This window comes from Hoeflea phototrophica DFL-43 (genome assembly GCF_000154705.2).
In the GTDB taxonomy this organism is placed as follows: Bacteria; Pseudomonadota; Alphaproteobacteria; order Rhizobiales; family Rhizobiaceae; genus Hoeflea; species Hoeflea phototrophica.
Genome location: NZ_CM002917.1, coordinates 3,849,594 through 3,868,588, shown reverse-complemented (window position 1 = coordinate 3,868,588; position 18,995 = coordinate 3,849,594). Strand labels below are relative to the sequence as shown.

Genomic DNA, 18,995 nt, shown 5'->3' with positions numbered 1-18,995 from the left:
ACTGAGCGCCATGTTCATATCTTGCATGATTGACGCCTGAAGTGCTCAGGCGTGAACCATCCGGCCCATGCCCTGCCGTCTGCGGGCCAGCAATGCATCAATCGACAGCAGCCCTGGCCCTTTGAGGGCGATCACCACGAGCGGCACCATCCAGAGCAGGCGCTGATCGGCGATTACCGCATTTGGAAAACGGTCAAACAGCGATCCAATGGCTTCTGCTCCGATCTGGTGAACGGTGACATCGACATATGTCTGGACCGCGATGAAAACGACCATACCGACGGCCGCAATTCGTGAGAACAGTCCGATCACCAGCAACAGAGGCAGGATGAACTCGGCATAGGTCCCGAGCAACACGATCAGACCCCATGGAATGAACGACACCGCGCCGACATCACCGCCGGCGGCTTCGACCGCCGGGTAAGCGATCTGGTAGTAAGCGCCGGACTGGATGGAGAAGAACCCGGTTATGCCTTCGCCCACCTTGGTTCGGGCCGAATTGAGAAAATAGCCCCAAAGCACTGCTGCGAAGACGAAACGGGCAAACAATCCCAAAAGCCAGCTGTCGGCTGCGCGTTCAAGAAAACCGAAGATCCGGTGGTGCAGATCAACGAGCAAGTCGATTGTTGCTTTCATGGAATATCCTTCCTGGTTGGCTGGCCCTCAGGCTGGCACTTGGTGAATGCGCCGGACTCCAGCATGGCTGTCAGGGCACTTGGCAGATCAAAGCTCGGGTTCTGCTCAACTGTTTGTTCCGCCGCTTCGCCTAAAGTCCGCCCAGCGATCAACGCTTCGAAGAACGGTGCTGCACCAGGCGGCAGAAGACGGATCTGCACTTCGTCCAATGGCCGCGTGACAAGTCCGGCCTCCGGCGTGAGCGGCTTGATCTGGTCAAGCGGCTTGTTTGAACGGCTGGCCGAGAAGATCGAAACTGCTGCAAAGCGGCTGTTGACTGTTCGGGTTGCCGGGTGCGGCGTGAAGCAGAGACTCCCCAAATCTTCAGGTGCAACGGCGGCGAGTGCCTCGGGTGCCAGCGGCTCGGCGTCCGCGGCGTGATAGGCGTCAAGCCAGCTACGTTCGAGACGCGCGACATCTGGAAGGTAGGGGAGTTTTGAGACAGGTTCAAAATGCTCGAGAAATGCTGCGAATCCGTGGCCATATTCAAACAGTCGGGCGGATTGCGGCGGCTCGTGGCTCATATAGAGACGGGCCATGCTGCGGAAGAAGTCCTCGCCGACCAGTCGTGCCACAGCGGGAAAAATGTCCGCCAGCGCGTTTACAAGACTGACCGTGACATTGTTGCGATAGACGGCAAAGCGTTTTGTCGCCGCTTTGCCGCGCGGGCCAACAACACCATGGGGCAGCGGCAAGTCCGGGTCGAGAAGCGCCGCGCCAAACGCCGGCTGTCCGGTCTCTGGCAAGATCTCATTCGGCGGCATGGCGCGATCCAAGCATGGATATCGGGCCGAGCCGGTCGAGAATCCTGTCAACCAGTTGTGCCTCATGGCGCAGCACCGGCCATTCGGGAACGTCATTGTCCCATTCGACCAGTGTTGGCAACGGGCCGGCCTGGCTGATGACGATTTCGTAGAGTTTCCAAACGTCGTCGGCGACGGGCCGGTCATGGGCATCGATCAAGAGCAGCTCGCCTTCATCGTCGGTGTCCTCTGCGTGGCCTGCTAGGTGGATTTCCTCAACCATTTCAAGCGGGAAATCGCGCAGGTACTGCATCGGCTTCCAGCCGTGATTGGTGGCTGAGACAAACACATTGTTGATGTCGAGAAGCAGGCCGCAGCCAGAGCGGCGGGCGATCTCGCGAATGAAATCCGTTTCGCTCATGGTTGTGTCTTCGAACGCCACATAGGTCGATGGATTTTCGAGAAGGATTCTGCGTTTGAGCCGGTCCTGGATCTGACCAATATGGGCGGTGACGCGCTCCAGTGTTTCGCCATTGTAGGGCACCGGAAGCAGGTCGTTGAAGTATCCCGCATCATGGCTTGACCATGCCAGATGCTCGGACACCATGCCGGGCTGATAGCGCTCGACAACCCGGGCGAGGCGTTCGAGATGGTCGGGATCAATTCCGCCTGCCGAGCCAATGGAAAGGCCGACACCGTGTACGGAAAGTGGGAACTCGGCTCGGATGGCGGAAAGGGCACGATGCGGTGGCCCGCCGTCGCCCATATAGTTTTCCGCATGAACCTCCAAAAAGCCGATACGGTAGTCATCCGCCAGGATGGCGTCGATGTGTTCGGTCTTCAATCCCGCTCCCGCACGAGGCGGGAGCGGGTAGCTCGGGAAAGGGGAGCTTCCAGCAGATGTGGTTTCATGGGCGGACCGCGTCATGCCTTGGTTCCCGTTCCTTAAGAGTTGCGCAATCAGGCCGGAAGATCGCGGTCAAGCGGCTCAAGCGAGCCCATGCGATCGCCTTCGGCGCTCATGGTTGTGCATGTGCCGGCGTCAACACTTTTCCAGGCGTTGCCTTGGAAATCGACTGTCGAGGTGCCTGCACATGTGGTGCCTGGGCCTGCTGCGCAATCGTTCTTGCCTGCCAAGGCGATGCCGTAGCACTTTTCAGTGGCAGCGGCGGCGTCGCCGGTGGAAGCGACGAAGCTGGCACCGGAGATGGCCATGGCCACGGCGCCTGCGAGCGCCGAAGCGCCAATGATTGATTTCTGCGACATGTTGATCTCCTTGAAGATGATTTTAAACCGTTACCGGGTGCTGTTTTTGTTCCGGCAGGGAGACCATGACAAAATGCCACATCACTTGGAAATCAAGCGCACGTTATCGGACATCACTTGCCTGTGAAGCAGATGTGAAGAGAATTTTTCGATGCAGGTGTTCGCCTGCGAACCCGATCTACTTGGTTTTGAGGCTTTCAGCCCAGCGCTTCGACGAAGCGGTCAACGTCATCTTCGGTCGTGGCAAAGCTGGTTACCAGCCGAAGCATGGTTTCACCCTCTTTCACCAGGTTCGGATGTGAGCGGGGCGGGTGCCATTCGTAGAACATTGCCCCTTTCTCCGTAAGCGTTTCGGCGAGGGGAGATGCAACGATGGGGAAGATCTCGTTGGCATCACAATGCCAGCCGAGCCGGGCATTTGGTGATGCCAAAATGCCCTGCTGCAACCTTGCCGCCATCCGGTTGGAATGGCGGGCAATCTCAAGCCAGAGATCATTTTCGAAGTAGGCGTCGAACTGGGCCGAGATAAACCGGCTCTTTGAGAAGAGCTGTGCCGCGCGCTTGCGGATGAAAGGAGCCTGGGTGGCCATCGCGGGATCTAAAAACACCAGGGCCTCTGCGCACCAGCAGCCATTCTTGGTGGCGCCGAAAGAAACGATGTCAACCCCCAGATCCACAGTCATTGCCTCCGGGGTGAGGTCGAGCGCCACGAGTGCATTGGCAAAACGCGCACCATCCATATGCAGCGGCAGGCCGTGGGCCTTGGCAATCTTCGAAATCGCGCGGATCTCGTCGGGATTGTAGACAGTTCCGGCTTCGGTCGCCTGGGTTAGCGTGATCGCCATCGGCTGACCACCATGGACGAACTCTTTCGGATAGCGCGCAATCTCGGCTTCAAGCCTGGACGGATCCATCTTGCCTTCCGCTCCCTCAACCGATGCAAGACGTGCGCCCTGGCTGAAGAACTCCGGAGCGCCGCATTCATCGGCAATGACATGTGCCTCGCTATGGCAGAAGGAGACGCCGCCGGGCCTGTTGACCGCCGACAGTGCGAGAGAGTTTGCAGCGGTGCCGGTGCCAACGAAAAACACTGCAACTTCGCGTCCGAAGATTTCGTTGAACCGCTCTTCAACTGTCCGATCAATCTCGCTTGTGCCATACGCGGATGCGTAGCCGGTGGCATGGGCGTTCAGCGATGCTGCAATCGCGGGGTGGGCACCGGCCCAATTGTCCGAGGTGAAAATCATGCGAGCTCGTCTCCGGAGTTTTGTCTCGATCGGCTATCGCATGAATTGCTCAGGGTTTCAAAGTCCGGTTGGATATCCCGGTGGCCGCGCGTGATGCGGTGTTGCGAGCACGTTGGGGCTCGCAAGGCGTTACACCGAAAGGGCACAGCAAAACACTGGAAAATTGATCTGAGGTGTAATAATATTGCGCAAAATCCTCGCTGGAAAACATAATCGGTCTCGGCCGTGGTATTTTTTGGCTTCCCAGTCTTGCGTAGCGTTGCACATTCTGTCATAGGATACGCTAAATAGGACAGCCTTGCTGTCCTATTTGTGTCTGTTGCGGCCATCTGGCTGAGGCCGGGACAGGCATTGTGGGCTTTCGAGCGGCATTTTGCGAATGGGCGATCCATCGTCTCAAGGTGACCGTATCGCCCCTACATGCTACATAAGCGCGCCGCGCCCCGGATGTTCTCCGGGTGCGGTAAAACGGCGCGCGAGGCCAGACGACAAATGCATCGGCAATGCAAGCGCCACCATCCGTGGCGATCGCGCTACGATGCGCCGGGAATCGACCGCTACGGCGGCCATGAAGGAGGAATGAAGATGGCAGAAGTGTCACCATCTGAGATCGCAGCAAACGCTTGTGAGGCCCGCGCCGAAACCAAGCCGGCCGCAATTCATGGCTTTGGCCAAACCTTCGGATTGCCGGCGAAACAGGGTCTTTATGATCCTCGCAACGAGCATGACGCCTGCGGTGTTGGTTTCGTCGCCCACATGAAGGGTGAGAAGTCCCATCAGATCGTTCGTGACGGTCTTTTCATGCTCGAAAACCTGACCCACCGCGGCGCGGTGGGGGCTGATCCGCTGATGGGCGACGGTGCCGGCATGCTGGTACAGATCCCTGACCGCTTGTTTCGCGAAGAAATGTCGCTGCAGGGTGTAACCCTGCCGGAAGCCGGGCAATATGCGGTCGGCTTTCTGTTCATGCCGCAGGATGAAACCCTGCGCGAGCATCTCAAGTCGATCATCGCCGAGGTGGTGAGTGCGGAAGGCCAGATTCTGCTTGGTTTCCGCGAGGTGCCCGTAGACAATTCTTCGCTGTCGAAGGCCCCGGAGATCGCGGCAACCGAACCCTGTCACGTGCAGGTGTTTATCGGCGCCGGCGATGGTGTCGCCAATCAGGAGGAGCTGGAGCGCCGGCTGTTCGTGCTGCGCAAGGTGATTTCCAACCGGGTCTATGATGAGACCGAGGGCGGCGACAATGGCTTCTATTTCGTGTCGCTGTCGACGCAGACGATCGTCTACAAGGGCATGTTCCTGGCCTATCAGGTCGACGCCTATTACACCGACTTGAAGGACCCGCGGTTTGAATCCGCCGTGGCTCTTGTCCACCAGCGTTTCTCGACCAATACCTTCCCGTCGTGGAAGCTTGCGCACCCCTACCGCATGGTGGCGCACAATGGCGAGATCAACACCTTGCGCGGCAACGTCAACTGGATGGCGGCCCGCCAGGCGTCGGTTTCTTCGCCGCTATTTGGCGACGACATCTCCAAGCTGTGGCCAATCTCTTATGAAGGCCAGTCGGACACGGCGTGTTTTGACAATGCGCTCGAATTCCTGATCCGTGGCGGCTACTCGATGGCGCATGCGGTAATGATGCTGATCCCGGAAGCCTGGGCCGGCAACACGCTTATGAGCGAGGACCGTAAGGCCTATTACGAATACCACGCAGCACTGATGGAGCCTTGGGATGGTCCCGCAGCCGTTGCCTTTACCGATGGCCGTCAGATCGGCGCGACGCTCGACCGCAACGGGCTGCGGCCTGCGCGTTACATCGTGACCAATGATGACCGGGTGATCATGGCATCCGAAGCCGGTGTTCTGCCGGTCGAGGAGAGCAGCATTGTTGCCAAGTGGCGGCTGCAGCCTGGAAAGATGCTGCTCATCGACATGGAAGAGGGCCGGATCATCTCCGATGAGGAGGTCAAGTCACGGCTTGCCGCCAAGCACCCATATCGTGAGTGGCTCGAGCGCACACAGCTCATCCTGGAAGATCTCAAGCCGGTCGAACCACGGGCATTGCGCAAGGATGTGTCGCTGCTCGACCGCCAGCAGGCCTTTGGCTACACCCAGGAAGACACCAAGATCCTGATGTCTCCGATGGCGACGACCGGCCAGGAGGCGATTGGCTCGATGGGCACCGATACGCCGATTTCGGCGATGTCGGAGAAGTCAAAGCTGCTCTACACCTATTTCAAGCAGAACTTCGCGCAAGTCACCAACCCGCCGATCGATCCGATTCGTGAAGAACTTGTGATGAGCCTGGTGTCGTTCATCGGCCCGCGCCCGAACCTGCTCGACCACAAGGGGGCTGCAAAGAAGAAGCGGCTTGAAGTCCGTCAGCCAATTCTTACCAATGGCGATCTGGAAAAGATCCGCTCGATTGGTCACACCGAAGACCGCTTCGACACCAAGACGCTCGATTTCACCTATGCGAGCGAAAAGGGTGCGGACGGGATGAAGGGCGCGCTGGAGCGTCTGTGCTCCCGTGCCGAAGAGGCGGTCACCGGCGGCTACAACATCATCATTCTGTCCGACCGTCAGGTCGGTCCGGACCGGATCGCGATCCCGGCGTTGCTGGCGACGGCGGCGGTGCATCATCACCTGATCCGCAAGGGCCTTCGCACATCGGTCGGCCTTGTCGTGGAATCGGGCGAGCCGCGTGAAGTGCATCACTTCTGCTGTCTGGCCGGTTTTGGCGCCGAGGCGATCAACCCCTATCTGGCCTTCGACACGCTGCTCGACATGCACGGTCGCGGTGAGTTCCCGCCGGAAGTCGATCCTTACGAAGTTGTGTCGCGCTACATCAAGGCGATCGGCAAGGGTATCCTCAAGGTGATGTCGAAGATGGGTATTTCCACCTATCAGTCCTATTGCGGGGCGCAGATCTTTGATGCGATCGGACTGTCGAGTGAATTTGTGGACACCTACTTTACCGGCACGGCGACGATGATCGAAGGCGTCGGGCTTGAAGAGGTTTCGGTCGAGACGACCGACCGCCACCGCCTTGCGTTCTCCAATGATCCGGTGCTTGCCACCTCGCTCGAGGTGGGTGGTGAATATGTCTACCGCATGCGCGGCGAAGGTCACGCCTGGACGCCTGATGCTGTCGCCACCCTCCAACACGCCGTGCGCGGCAATGCTCAGGATCGCTATCGGGAATTTGCCGATATGGTCAATGCCTCGACCTTGCGGATGAATGCAATCCGCGGGCTGTTCAAGATCAAGAGTGCAGAAGAGGCTGGCCGTCAGCCGGTGCCGCTTGATGAGGTCGAGCCTGCAGCCGATATCGTGAAGCGGTTCTCGACCGGCGCGATGTCGTTCGGCTCGATCAGCCGCGAGGCGCACACCACGCTTGCCGTTGCCATGAACAGGATCGGCGGCAAGTCCAACACCGGCGAAGGCGGTGAGGAGCCGGACCGCTATCTGCCGCTGATCAACGGCGATCGCAATCCGGAACGCTCGGCGATCAAGCAGGTTGCATCCGGACGGTTTGGCGTGACCACAGAGTATTTGGTCAATGCCGACATGATCCAGATTAAGGTGGCCCAAGGCGCAAAGCCCGGCGAGGGTGGGCAGCTGCCCGGCCACAAGGTTGACGCGACGATCGCCAAGACCCGGCACTCCACACCTGGCGTTGGCCTGATTTCGCCGCCACCGCATCATGACATCTATTCGATCGAGGATCTGGCGCAGCTGATCTTTGACCTCAAGAACGTCAACACCTCCGCCGATATCTCGGTCAAGCTCGTCTCCGAAGTGGGCGTGGGCACCGTGGCTGCGGGAGTGGCCAAGGCGCGCGCAGACCACATCACAATTTCGGGTTATGATGGCGGCACCGGTGCATCGCCGCTGACCTCGCTCAAGCATGCTGGTAGTCCATGGGAAATCGGCCTTGCCGAAACCCATCAGACGCTGGTTCTCAACGGTTTGCGCTCGCGCATTGCGCTGCAGGTGGATGGTGGACTGAAGACTGGTCGCGACGTCGTTGTCGGCGCGCTGCTGGGTGCTGACGAGTTCGGCTTTTCAACCGCGCCGCTGATTGCAGCGGGCTGCATCATGATGCGCAAGTGCCATCTCAACACCTGCCCGGTGGGCGTGGCCACGCAGGACCCGGTTCTGCGCAAGCGTTTCAAGGGGACGCCCGAGCATGTCGTCAATTACTTCTTCTTTATCGCGGAAGAAGTGCGTGAGGCGCTTGCTGCCATGGGCTACCGCAAGCTCGATGACATCATCGGTCAGTCCGAGTTGCTCTCCAAGGACGAGATGATCGAACACTGGAAGGCCAAAGGCCTCGACTTCAGTCGCGTCTTCTACAAGCCCGAGGCTGAAAAGGCCAAAACCTACTGGACAGAGCGGCAGGTGCACCCGATTGACGACGTGCTCGACCGTCGCCTGATCGAACAGGCAATGCCTGCTCTGGAGAGCAAGCAGAAGGTCGAGTTCGGTGTCGAGATCAAGAATGTCGACCGGTCGGCGGGCGCGATGCTGTCGGGTGAACTTGCCAAGCGCCATGGTCACAAGGGGCTTGCGGAAGACACCATCACGGTCAAACTTACCGGTACCGCCGGTCAATCATTCGGTGCGTTTCTCGGGCATGGTATCACCTTCGATCTGGCTGGTGACGCCAACGACTATGTGGGCAAGGGCTTGTCTGGCGGATGCATCATTGTGCGGCCGCCGGAAAACTCGCCAATCGTTGCGGAGAAGTCGATCATCATCGGCAACACCGTGCTTTATGGTGCTGTCGAAGGCGAGTGCTATTTCCGCGGTGTCGCGGGCGAGCGCTTTGCCGTGCGCAACTCGGGCGCCATCGCGGTGGTCGAGGGCGTGGGTGACCATGGTTGCGAATACATGACCGGTGGTCTTGTCGTGGTGATTGGTGAAACCGGCCGCAACTTTGCAGCCGGCATGTCCGGCGGCGTTGCCTATGTGCTCGACGAGGCCGGTGATTTTGCCAGCCGCTGCAATATGGCAATGGTCGAGCTCGAACCAGTGCCTGAAGAGGATGACATCCTCGAAAAGCTGCATCACCATGGCGGCGATCTGGCGCACAAGGGGCGGGTGGATGTATCCGGAGACATGACCCGGCATGATGAGGAGCGGTTGTTCCAGCTGATCTCCAACCACATGCATTACACCGGTTCGACCCGGGCCAAGGACATCCTCGACAACTGGGCCGATTTCCGTCCGAAGTTCCGCAAGGTGATGCCGGTCGAATATCGCCGGGCGCTTGAGGATATGGAACGGATGCGCATGGGGGTGGCTGCTGAATGAGCCGGATGATCACATCAACCACCAACTCGATCGAAGCCCGGCAGATTGTGGAATACAAAGGGATCGTCACCGGAGAGGCGATTCTTGGCACAAACATCTTTCGTGATTTCTTTGCCGGTATTCGCGACATCGTTGGCGGACGTTCCGGGGCCTACGAAAAGTCCCTGCGCGAAGCACGCGAGATTGCGCTTGCAGAAATGCAGGACGAAGCGGCCCGACAGGGTGCCAATGCCGTGATCGGCGTTGATCTCGATTATGAAAACATCTCCGCTGGTGGCAGTTCCTCGATGCTGATGGTCTCAGCTTCGGGGACGGCCGTGGTACTCAGGTGAACAGGACAGCGATATGGGTAAGGTAACGGGTTTTCTCGAAATCGACCGGCAGACGGCGAAGTATCAGCCGGCATCTGACCGGATTCGCCATTTCCGCGAGTTCTCCATCCGGATGAGCGATGAGGAAGTGACCAAGCAGGCGGCGCGCTGCATGGATTGCGGCATTCCCTATTGCCACGGGCCGACCGGTTGTCCAGTGCACAACCAGATCCCCGACTGGAACGATCTGGTCTATAACGGCAATTGGGAAGAGGCGATCCGCAACCTGCATTCGACCAACAACTTCCCCGAATTCACTGGCCGCATCTGCCCGGCGCCGTGCGAGGAGGCCTGCACGCTCAACCTCGAGGACGCACCGGTCGCGATCAAGACTGTCGAACAGGCGATTGCCGACAAGGCCTATGAAATGGGCTTCATCGTGCCGCAGGCGATTACCAGCAAAACCGGCAAGAAGGTTGCGGTGGTCGGATCGGGCCCGGCCGGAATGGCGGCGGCGCAGCAGCTTGGCCGTGCCGGACACGAGGTCCATGTCTATGAGCGTGAGAGCCGCCCGGGTGGCTTGCTGCGCTATGGCATTCCTGACTTCAAGATGGAGAAGCACTTCATCGACCGCCGCATCGAACAGATGGAAGGCGAGGGCGTGACCTTCTTCTGCAACGTCAATGTCGGCGTCGACAAGACGACGGAAGAGCTGCTCGGCGCCTATGATGCCGTGCTGTATTGCGGTGGTTCGGAAAAGCCGCGCGATGTCGGCATTCCGGGTGCGGAGCTTATCGGCGTCCATGATGCGATGCCCTATCTGGTGCAGCAAAACAAGCGCGTGGCGCGCGAGAGCATCGACAATGTCGGCTGGCCGTCCGAACCAGTCCTTGCCGGCGGCAAGCATGTGGTGGTGATCGGTGGCGGTGACACTGCGTCCGACTGTGTGGGCACGGCCTTCCGGCAGGGCGCTGTCCGGGTGACCCAGCTCGACATCCGTCCGCAGCCGCCAGAGAAGGAAGACAAGCTTGCCGTGTGGCCCTATTGGGCAACCAAGATGCGGACTTCCTCCTCGCAGGCTGAAGGTGCAGTCCGGGAGTTTCAGGTCGGCACGCTGGAGCTGATTGGCGAAAACGGCATTCTGTCTGCAGTCAAATGCTGCCAGGTTGATGAAAAGCGCAAGCCGATTGCCGGCAGCGAATTCCTGATCAAGGCGGATCTGGTGTTCGTCGCGATCGGTTTCCGTGGCGCCTATGATGATGGCGTCATCAGCGAACTTGGCGACAGACTATCGATCAGTCAGGACCGCCGCGGCTCGACCAATGTTGCTGCCAGTGACACCGACTACAAGACGTCGGTGGACAAGCTATGGGCTGCAGGGGATGTGCGCCGTGGCCAGAGCCTGGTGGTCTGGGCGATTCGTGAGGGGCGTCAGGCTGCGCGTGCAATCGATATGAGCCTGATGGGTGCGACTGATCTTCCAAGCTGATCGTCACGGGTCTGTTTTGGTCAGGGCAGCGGTCGTGCAGGTCTCGAGGGCCGGACCTTACGGTTCCGATCGTGGCCAGGCAAAGTTGTCGGCGCGGCCTTCAGGCGCGTCAGACAACATCCCGTCAATCACCAGCTGGTCACGCGGAGACCTGACCAGACTGGCGGTCGCCGGCATTTCGCCCAGAAGTGCGGAACCGCCGTCGAGATCCGGGTCGGTCATCGCGACAGGTCGTGTGCGCATGATCGCGGCGGGCGTATCGCCCGGTGCGGGCGGCATGAAAATCTCAGGCAGGTTTTGAGTGCCCAATGTTGTGACGTTCACCGAAGCCGCATCGCCAAGAAGGCGGCGCGCGGGTTTTTCGATGTAGAATGCAATCTTGCGCCGCCCAGCGCGAGTGACGTTGATCCCGTCTGATCCCCGCAATCGCACCTGCTGGCCATTGATATCGGACCCGGTGAAAATGAACTTGCCGCTCTCATCCACAAACCCGTCCCAGATATCGATGAATTCGCCGCCGGCGAGCGCGACCTGTTTTCGGAATATCCCGTTGAGTGCGACAATATCGCTGGTCATGGCAGCCGACTGAAATGCGGGAAGACCAACCCACAGCAAGGGCGCGTTTGCGGCCCGCAGGCGCGTTATGAATTCCCGTGTGCGGCGTTCGTATTCGATCAGCCATTTTGGAGAGCGTACGGCTTCGCTCTCTCCATCGACCACAAGCTGTTGCCGATCATTGGATCCGAGCTGGACCACAATGATGGATGGCTGGATTTCTGCAAGAATTGCCGGAGCTTCTCCCAACCAATCGTAGTAATCGTCCCGAACAAGCCCCGAGGATCCGTTGCTTCTGTCAACGACCACGACACCGGGTGCTTCGGCAAAGGCCTCGCGCAATCCGTCAGCGGCGCCACCGGCAATGAAATCCCCCAAGACAAGTATCTTTCGTGCATTTTCAAGTTTCTCGATGTCTTGTGCTGGTGCTGGAACGGCGGCCGGTTCTGCTCTGCGTTGGGTTCTCTTGACCCGGCTGGTCCGCCGGGTTTCCTGCCGGACCGTATTTTTTCTCCCAAAAAGAAGTTGCAGGATTGACTTGCGCTCGACCCGCTCTTGCGCCGAGGCGGGCGTAGCGGTCTGCGTGGCGAGCAGGGCTGGCGCCATGCCTAAGAGCATCACGGTCAACATCAATACTGCTGTGCGGCGCATATGCACGAGTTGCGAACTCCGTTGCGGTCGCTGCGGCCAATTGCCTGGACCTGAGGGATCCGCCACGTCGGGCTATTGGTAGCGGCGGATCGCTTCGAGTACCTTTTGCGACGGAAGCGCTTCTCCGGTCAAGCCTGCGCGGCTTTGGAAGGAAGCAATTGCAGCGCGTGAACCCGAGCCGATGTTGCCGTCGATCTCACCGTCATAGAAGCCGAGTTGCTTCAATCGTGTTTGGAGTTCGAACTTTTCCTTCACGTCAAGAGTGCCCGGTGGGCGGGGCCAGCGCTGATCGACGCCGCCGAAACCTGCGATTTCATCAGCCAGGACGCCAACTGCCAGTGCGTAGCTGTCGGAGTTGTTGTAGCGCTTGAGGACAAAAAAGTTCTTGGTCATCAGGAACGCCGGGCCGTTTGCCCCTCCGGGCATTTTGAGTTCCGCGCGCCGGTTGCCGACGGGAAACCCTTTGCCGCCCGGACGGGTGAAGCCCAGAGCTGCCCATTGCGAGAGCGTCTTGGTCTGACCCTCGTATTTCGATCCTCCGCGCGGAGCGATCGATTCGTAACCCCAGGTCTCGCCTGTCCGCCAGCCGTTCTTCTTGAGCAGGTTTGCAGCGGTTGCCAATGCATCGGGAATGGAATTCCAGATGTCACGATGGCCATTGCCATCTGCATCGACTGCGAAGGCGAGATAGCTGGTGGGGATGAACTGGGTGTGGCCCATAGCTCCGGCCCAGGAGCCAGTCATCTCGCGTGCCGCAATGTCACCGGATTGCAGAATCTTGAGGGCTGCAACGAGTTGCTGACGGGCAAATTTGGCGCGCTTGCGATCGCCATAGGCGAGTGTTGCGAGGGCCTGCGGAACGTAATGAAGCCGGTCTGTTTTTGTCAGAATCTCGCCGAAATTGGATTCCATGGACCAAATCGCGAGCAGCACCGAGGCGTCAATTCCGAACTTTCGCTCGATGGCAGCCAGGGTTCTGGCGTGGCGGGCCTGCATTTCCCGGCCTTTGGCGATGGTATAAGGGTTGACGCGTGAATCGAGGTAGTCCCACACCTTGGTGGTGAACTCAGGCTGGAAGCGTGCTTTTTCCAGCACCCGCGGGTCGGGCGCGGTCACGCCGTTGAACGCCGCATTGTAGGTTGCCTGCGTAATGCCGGACTTGGCTGCAGTGCTGTAGAAGCTCGCAACCCATTGCCGGAATCCGGCATCTGCTTTTGCAGGAAGCGGAGCGGCAATGCCGATCGCAAGGCTCACGGCTGTGGCGCGGATCAGACTTAGGGGTGATCGGAGCATGTTCCAAACATCCTGTTGTTAGGGTCTTGAAGGTAAGTGATACGAAAGCGTAGCCTAAAGGCGTCAATAAATCGTTTACCATGTTCCGTTGGGGCGTGAAGCCTTCGCCAGTTCCTAAGACTTTCCCGCTACGTTCAAATTGGGTCGCCGAGATCATCTGACGGCATCATACATTCATGAAGAATGAGGAAAAGAAATGACGACAACGCGTAAGATCAAAAAAGCGGTTCTGCCGGTTGCCGGATTGGGGACACGTTTTCTGCCTGCCACAAAAGCCGTGCCCAAGGAAATGCTGACCGTGGTGGACAAGCCGGTGGTGCAGTATGTGGTGGAAGAGGCAATGGACGCCGGGATCGAGCATTTTGTTTTTGTGACCGGCCGCAACAAGGGTGTCATCGAAGATCATTTCGACATTCAGACCGAGCTCGAAGCAACCTTGCGCGAGCGTGGCAAGACGGTTGAACTGAAATCGCTCGAGGACATGTTGCCCTCGGCAGGGGCAACCAGCTTCACCCGGCAGCAGGCGCCGCACGGTCTTGGACATGCAGTCTGGTGCGCACGCGATATTGTTGGAAGCGAACCCTTTGCCCTGCTGTTGCCGGACATGGTCATGCGCGCCGAGGTTGGATGTATGACCGGAATGGTCGAACTCTATGCCGCCGTTGGCGGGAACATCGTCGCTGTTGGCGAATGTGATCCTGAACTGACCCACAAATACGGCATCGTTGGCAAGGGCGAGGAACTGAAAGGCGGTTTCCGTATTACCGAGATGGTGGAGAAACCGGCCAAGGGGACCGCTCCGTCAAACTACTTCATCAATGGTCGCTACATTCTTGAACCGGAGATTTTTGACATCCTGGCACATCAGGAACGCGGTGCAGGCAACGAAATCCAGCTCACGGACGCCATGTTGAAACTTGCCGAGAGTCAGCCTTTTTCGGCCTACCGGTTCGGCGGTGACACCTATGATTGCGGATCCAAGGATGGGTTTATCCTGGCCAATGTGGCCTATGCATTAGCCCGGCCTGATATCAAGCCGATGGTTGCGGAAGGCCTCAAGCGATTGATCGCAGCATCCTGAAGCCAGCAAGCCTTGGCCCGGAGCCCGAGCCGGTGCGGCAGTCGCTGCCTTGCCATCAACGCCGCAGCCGAAGTCCAAGGCCGACCCGGACGGTTTCCTCATCGGTGCGGCCGGGTTCGTCGATTTTCTCGTAGCTGGCATCCGCATCCATATCGAGGTAGCGGTTGATGTTCCAGGTCAGGCCGGCGGACGCGCCATAGCCCGTTTGATTGCTGCGGTTTGAACCGCTGTCATAGTCCCGGTACTCATAAGTCGCACCGAGCCGGGCGACGAGCGCGCTGTTGAGCTCATGCGACAGGCCGCTGTCGAACTCATAGACGACTGCGCCGGCTTCGCCGGCGGTCGTCGCGGCCTCCACTGTCGTGGCAAGTCCGAGATTGAGCTCTGTGCCACGCTGTGGCGACCAGACCAGATCGCCATCAAGCGTCAATCCCGAAATGTCGTCGAGTTGGGCATCGTCCAGAGAGCGGCGCAGATAGCCGGCCGCGAATTCGCCGGAAAGCTTTTCGCCCAGATCGATTTCCGCACCAGCTCTGATGGCATAGGTGTTGGACGAGCGTTCTGCGCCGGTTGAATCTATTTTCTGGTCGTATTTCTCCCGGCCCACCGAAGCCTCGATGAATGGAATCAGCGCAGGGGAAATGGCGTAGCCGATGCGTTTGGTGAACTCGACGTCGAGTGTGTCACGGTCATCGACGTTCACACTGCTGCCATCCGCAAGTGTCGCATTGCCATACATTGTGCGGGTAAGTTCAACGGTTGACGTTCCCCGCAGCAATCCGAATTCCTTTTGCAGGCCGAAGCTGGCCCGGGCCTCATGGATGCCGGACTGTGTGGTGGCGCCCGCAATGGCGTTGGGGTCGGTTTGGCTTTCCTCATAGTAGCTGTAGCCAGCACCGACCGTCGCGGTGATGTCGTTGATCAGGTCAAGGCGCAGCAGCGCGTCAAGGTTGGCATTTGGCGATTCCGTGCCGGTTCCCGACAGGTTCTCCTGCCAGGTTCCCGATCCGGTCAGGGAGAGCTCATGGCGCGCCCAGTCAGAAAAAACCGTGCCTGAAAGCGTGGTCTCGCTGTAGACGCGGCTGGTTTTGCTATCACTGAAACGGACCGATTCGTGGACAATGCGCTGACTGAGGGTTGGCCGCAGCGTCAAGCTGCCGATCATGAAGCCCGGAACACCATCAGGGTCCGCGACAGGTGCAACGGGCAATCCGTCAACGCTTTCAATGCGGGGGTTCTGGCGCGCCAGACTTGCGGCATAATCCAAATCCGCCTGGTCCACCTCCGCAACAGTGGATATTGAACCGGTGGCTTGCGGGAGTTGCACGGAACTGGCTGTCCCCGTGCTGTCGAACACCGCTTCGTCTTCCGGTCCATCGTCCGTGGTGTCCCGGTTTCCGGGCAGGGCACCATAGAGTGTCGAAGCACGGTAGGGGCCGGTTGATTGCGGTGTGGACGCTGTGGTTCCGCGCAGAGGAGACCGCTCGATCAGTGTGCTTCCGCTGGATGCTGTTTGTGCGTGCGCGGTGACCATGCCGACGAACAGGCAGGCGGTCGACACGCCAAGGCCATGGCGGATGGTGCGGGCCGCCAGTGACGTCTGAAATCTTGTTTTACAATCGCGCATGCGTGTTCGGGTCCGGAGTGCTCCAAATCTTTTCAAACCGTAAACACTTGTGGTTAACGCAAGGTTTCGTTCGGGTTACGCGATCGCCGTTATGTGCATGATGGACAGCGCGCGTGCAAAGCGATATTGCGACGACATGAAGAAGATACTTTCAAACTTTCCTGCCGAAGAGATTCTGGGGTCGGCGGGACGCACCATACAGACCGAGAGAACCGGTCTTGATGCGCTGGCCGCGGCACTGGAAAACGGGCTTTCCGAACCGTTTGTACGTGCAGTTGAAGCACTCGGCTCGATCTCAGGACGGGTTATTGTTACCGGCGTGGGCAAAAGCGGCCATGTCGGCGCAAAGATTGCAGCTACGCTGGCCTCCACCGGCACTCCATCACAATTTGTACATCCGGCAGAGGCCAATCACGGTGATCTCGGCATGATCACCCGCGATGATGCGATAATAGTGCTGTCATGGTCTGGAGAAACGGCAGAACTAAAGGGCATTCTTGCCTATTCCCGGCGTTTTCAGATCCCGCTGATTGCCTTTACTTCGGGAAGCAGTTCGACGCTTGCGCGTGAGGCCGACATCGTTCTGGGGCTGCCGCGCGAACAGGAGGCATGCCCTCATGGCCTAGCGCCAACGACTTCGACCCTGATGCAATTGGCCCTTGGAGATGCGCTGGCCGTGGCGCTTCTGGAATCCAAGGGTTTCACCGCAGGTGATTTCCACACCTTCCATCCCGGAGGCCAGCTTGGTGCGAACCTCGCCCATGTCGCTGATGTCATGCACACTGGCGGTGCCGTGCCTCTGGTCCCCTCGGGAACTCTGGCCCCGGATGCAGTCATGACATTGTCAGAGAGAAAGTTCGGCTGTGTCGGTGTCACCGATGCGTCGGGCTGCCTGATCGGAATTGTCACCGATGGCGATGTGGCCCGCAACCTCGGCAAGAACCTGGTTGATCAACCGATTGACGCGATCATGACCCGGAACCCGAAAACCATTGCTCCAACCGCGCTGGCGAGCACGGCAATGGCGATTTTGAACAAGAATGCGATTGGCGCGCTGATCGTGACCGATGAGAACCAGATGCCGCTTGGCATCGTGCATTTCCACGATCTGCTGAGGATCGGCGTGGCCTGATTATTTTCTACGAGCCACTCAGACCGCTTCCACTGTCAGACTTCCGGACTGCGCCGCTACGATGCGCACGCGCGCACCCGCGGGCAGCTCAGGTCCATGGACAATCCATGTGGTGTCATCAAGCCTGATCCGGCCCTGACCTTCCGCAATTGGCTCTTCTAGGGTCGCTGTCCGGCCGACAAGGCCCTCAACCCGGCGGTTGAGCATCGGCTGATCGCTGTCGCCGCCGGCGCGAGACACCCGACGGCCGACCATGGCAAAGACAAGAGACAGCACGGCGAAGATCAAAAACTGCAGCTGCCAGCTCCATGCCGCCATGTCCCAGAACATGAAGGACAGAGCGCCAACCACCAGTGCCGCAAGCCCGATCCAGAGCAGAAAGACGCCAGGGATAAGAATCTCGAGGCCCAGAAAGACGAGCCCGATGATCCACCAGCTCCATGGGCCGAGTTCGCTTGCCAAGGCGCTGATCATGAGTTTGGCTCTGAATCACCGCCGAACGGGGAGCCACCTGCAGGTCTGTCCGTAACGGTTGAGCGTGGCCGGGGCGGAACGCTGGTGCGGCGGGCAGGCGCCGGCTCACCGTCAGAGCCGAAGACCTCCTTGGCAATGGCGCCAATGCCGCCGAGTGAACCGATCAGCGCGGAGGCTTCAAGCGGCATCAAAATGACTTTCTGATTGTTTGCCGATGCGATCTTGCCGAGTGCCTCGGTGTATTTCTGGGCGACGAAGTAGTTGATTGCAGCGGCGTCGCCACCGGCAATCGCGTCAGAAACAAGCTCGGTGGCCTTGGCTTCAGCTTCGGCCAGACGTTCCCGAGCCTCGGCGTCACGGAATGCGGCGTCGCGACGGCCTTCGGCCTCCAGAATGGCAGACTGCTTGGCGCCCTCGGCACGCAGGATCTGGGAATTCCGTGCACCTTCGGCTTCGAGCACCTCGGCGCGCTTTTCGCGCTCAGCCTTCATCTGGCGGCCCATGGCCTCGACCAGATCACGCGGTGGGGCGATGTCCTTGATTTCAACACGGGTGATCTTGATGCCCCATGGCGCTGCGGCCTGATCGACCACGCGCAGCAGGCGATCATTGATGGCATCGCGGTTGGACAGCAATTCATCGAGATCCATCGATCCCATCACCGAGCGGATGTTCGTCATGGTCAGATTGAGCAGTGCCTGTTCAAGATCGGATACCTGATAGGCGGCCTCTGCTGCATTGAGGACCTGATAGAAGGACACGGCATCAGCGGAAACGGACGCATTGTCCTTGGTGATCACTTCCTGTGTCGGAATGTCGAGCACCTGTTCCATGATGTTTATCTTGCGGCCGATTCGATCAACAAAAGGCACGATAAGATTGAGGCCGGGCGTCAGTGTCTTGGTGTAGCGCCCAAAGCGCTCAACGGTGTAGGCAAAACCCTGGGGAACGGTCTTGATGCTGGAGACCAGAACCAGGAGCGCAATGACCACAATGATGATGACGGTGATATCAAGTCCCAACACGGGCACGACCTCCCAAGATCCGGTATCGGGTCGACGCGATCCGCCGCCCCTGTTCAAGAGGTAAGTATTTCCGCACAAGCTTGCAATCACCAGTGCCGATTATCTCG

The 18,995-nt window shown here is 59.1% G+C and carries 15 protein-coding genes; 5 read left to right on the top strand and 10 right to left on the bottom strand.

Annotation, left to right across the window (positions count from 1 at the left end; all coding sequences use genetic code 11):
- Positions 1–45: 45 nt before the first annotated feature.
- The 5 genes from HPDFL43_RS18305 to HPDFL43_RS18285 form a co-directional block, all read right to left on the bottom strand.
- Positions 46–636 (bottom strand): DoxX family protein, encoded by a 591-nt coding sequence (locus HPDFL43_RS18305; RefSeq protein WP_007198895.1) that lies wholly within the window; start codon positions 634–636, stop codon positions 46–48.
- Complete coding sequence (locus HPDFL43_RS18300; protein WP_007198894.1) at positions 633–1,439, bottom strand: HvfC/BufC N-terminal domain-containing protein; 807 nt, start codon at positions 1,437–1,439, stop codon at positions 633–635. The genes HPDFL43_RS18305 and HPDFL43_RS18300 overlap by 4 nt, the downstream gene beginning before the upstream one ends.
- A complete protein-coding gene (bufB, locus tag HPDFL43_RS18295; RefSeq protein ID WP_040449328.1) occupies positions 1,426–2,346 on the bottom strand; it encodes an MNIO family bufferin maturase in 921 nt (306 codons plus the stop codon). The genes HPDFL43_RS18300 and bufB overlap by 14 nt, the downstream gene beginning before the upstream one ends.
- A gap of 32 nt (positions 2,347–2,378) precedes the next feature.
- Complete coding sequence (locus HPDFL43_RS18290; RefSeq protein WP_007198892.1) at positions 2,379–2,684, bottom strand: BufA1 family periplasmic bufferin-type metallophore; 306 nt, start codon at positions 2,682–2,684, stop codon at positions 2,379–2,381.
- 197 nt (positions 2,685–2,881) lie between these two features.
- Positions 2,882–3,931: a threonine aldolase family protein gene (locus HPDFL43_RS18285; RefSeq protein ID WP_007198890.1), complete on the bottom strand. Its 1,050-nt coding sequence runs from the start codon at positions 3,929–3,931 to the stop codon at positions 2,882–2,884.
- Positions 3,932–4,516: 585 nt separating this feature from the next.
- On the opposite strand from HPDFL43_RS18285, the gene gltB reads away from it, so the two are divergent.
- The 3 genes from gltB to HPDFL43_RS18270 are packed head-to-tail and all read left to right on the top strand — an operon-like array spanning position 4,517 to position 11,050.
- A complete protein-coding gene (gltB, locus tag HPDFL43_RS18280; protein ID WP_040450508.1) occupies positions 4,517–9,250 on the top strand; it encodes a glutamate synthase large subunit in 4,734 nt (1,577 codons plus the stop codon).
- Between the two features lie 5 nt (positions 9,251–9,255).
- Complete coding sequence (locus HPDFL43_RS18275) at positions 9,256–9,582, top strand: heavy metal-binding domain-containing protein (protein WP_007198888.1); 327 nt, start codon at positions 9,256–9,258, stop codon at positions 9,580–9,582.
- 13 nt (positions 9,583–9,595) lie between these two features.
- Positions 9,596–11,050 (top strand): glutamate synthase subunit beta, encoded by a 1,455-nt coding sequence (locus HPDFL43_RS18270; RefSeq protein ID WP_007198887.1) that lies wholly within the window; start codon positions 9,596–9,598, stop codon positions 11,048–11,050.
- 57 nt (positions 11,051–11,107) lie between these two features.
- Here HPDFL43_RS18270 and HPDFL43_RS18265 read toward each other — a convergent pair whose 3' ends face one another.
- Positions 11,108–11,983, bottom strand: coding sequence for a DUF459 domain-containing protein (locus HPDFL43_RS18265; RefSeq protein ID WP_245271069.1), 876 nt, complete (start codon positions 11,981–11,983; stop codon positions 11,108–11,110).
- A gap of 345 nt (positions 11,984–12,328) precedes the next feature.
- Positions 12,329–13,549 (bottom strand): lytic murein transglycosylase, encoded by a 1,221-nt coding sequence (locus HPDFL43_RS18260; protein ID WP_040449327.1) that lies wholly within the window; start codon positions 13,547–13,549, stop codon positions 12,329–12,331.
- A gap of 196 nt (positions 13,550–13,745) precedes the next feature.
- On the opposite strand from HPDFL43_RS18260, the gene galU reads away from it, so the two are divergent.
- Positions 13,746–14,630 carry a UTP--glucose-1-phosphate uridylyltransferase GalU gene (galU, locus tag HPDFL43_RS18255; RefSeq protein WP_007198884.1) on the top strand — a complete coding sequence of 295 codons (885 nt, stop codon included), beginning with the start codon at positions 13,746–13,748 and terminating at the stop codon, positions 14,628–14,630.
- Between the two features lie 55 nt (positions 14,631–14,685).
- Here the strand turns inward: galU and HPDFL43_RS18250 are convergent, their stop codons facing one another.
- Positions 14,686–16,257, bottom strand: a complete 1,572-nt coding sequence (locus tag HPDFL43_RS18250; protein WP_007198883.1) for an outer membrane beta-barrel protein — start codon at positions 16,255–16,257, stop codon at positions 14,686–14,688.
- Positions 16,258–16,393: 136 nt separating this feature from the next.
- Between HPDFL43_RS18250 and HPDFL43_RS18245 the strand changes: the two genes are divergently transcribed.
- The gene (locus HPDFL43_RS18245) at positions 16,394–17,389 is read left to right on the top strand and encodes a KpsF/GutQ family sugar-phosphate isomerase (protein ID WP_052093356.1); all 996 of its coding nucleotides are present in this window, start codon (positions 16,394–16,396) and stop codon (positions 17,387–17,389) included.
- A gap of 18 nt (positions 17,390–17,407) precedes the next feature.
- On the opposite strand, the gene HPDFL43_RS18240 is transcribed toward HPDFL43_RS18245, so the two are convergent.
- On the bottom strand, positions 17,408–17,863 hold the full coding sequence (locus HPDFL43_RS18240) for an NfeD family protein (protein WP_007198881.1): 456 nt from the start codon (positions 17,861–17,863) through the stop codon (positions 17,408–17,410).
- On the bottom strand, positions 17,860–18,888 hold the full coding sequence (locus HPDFL43_RS18235) for an SPFH domain-containing protein (RefSeq protein ID WP_084594713.1): 1,029 nt from the start codon (positions 18,886–18,888) through the stop codon (positions 17,860–17,862). The genes HPDFL43_RS18240 and HPDFL43_RS18235 overlap by 4 nt, the downstream gene beginning before the upstream one ends.
- Positions 18,889–18,995: the final 107 nt, after the last annotated feature.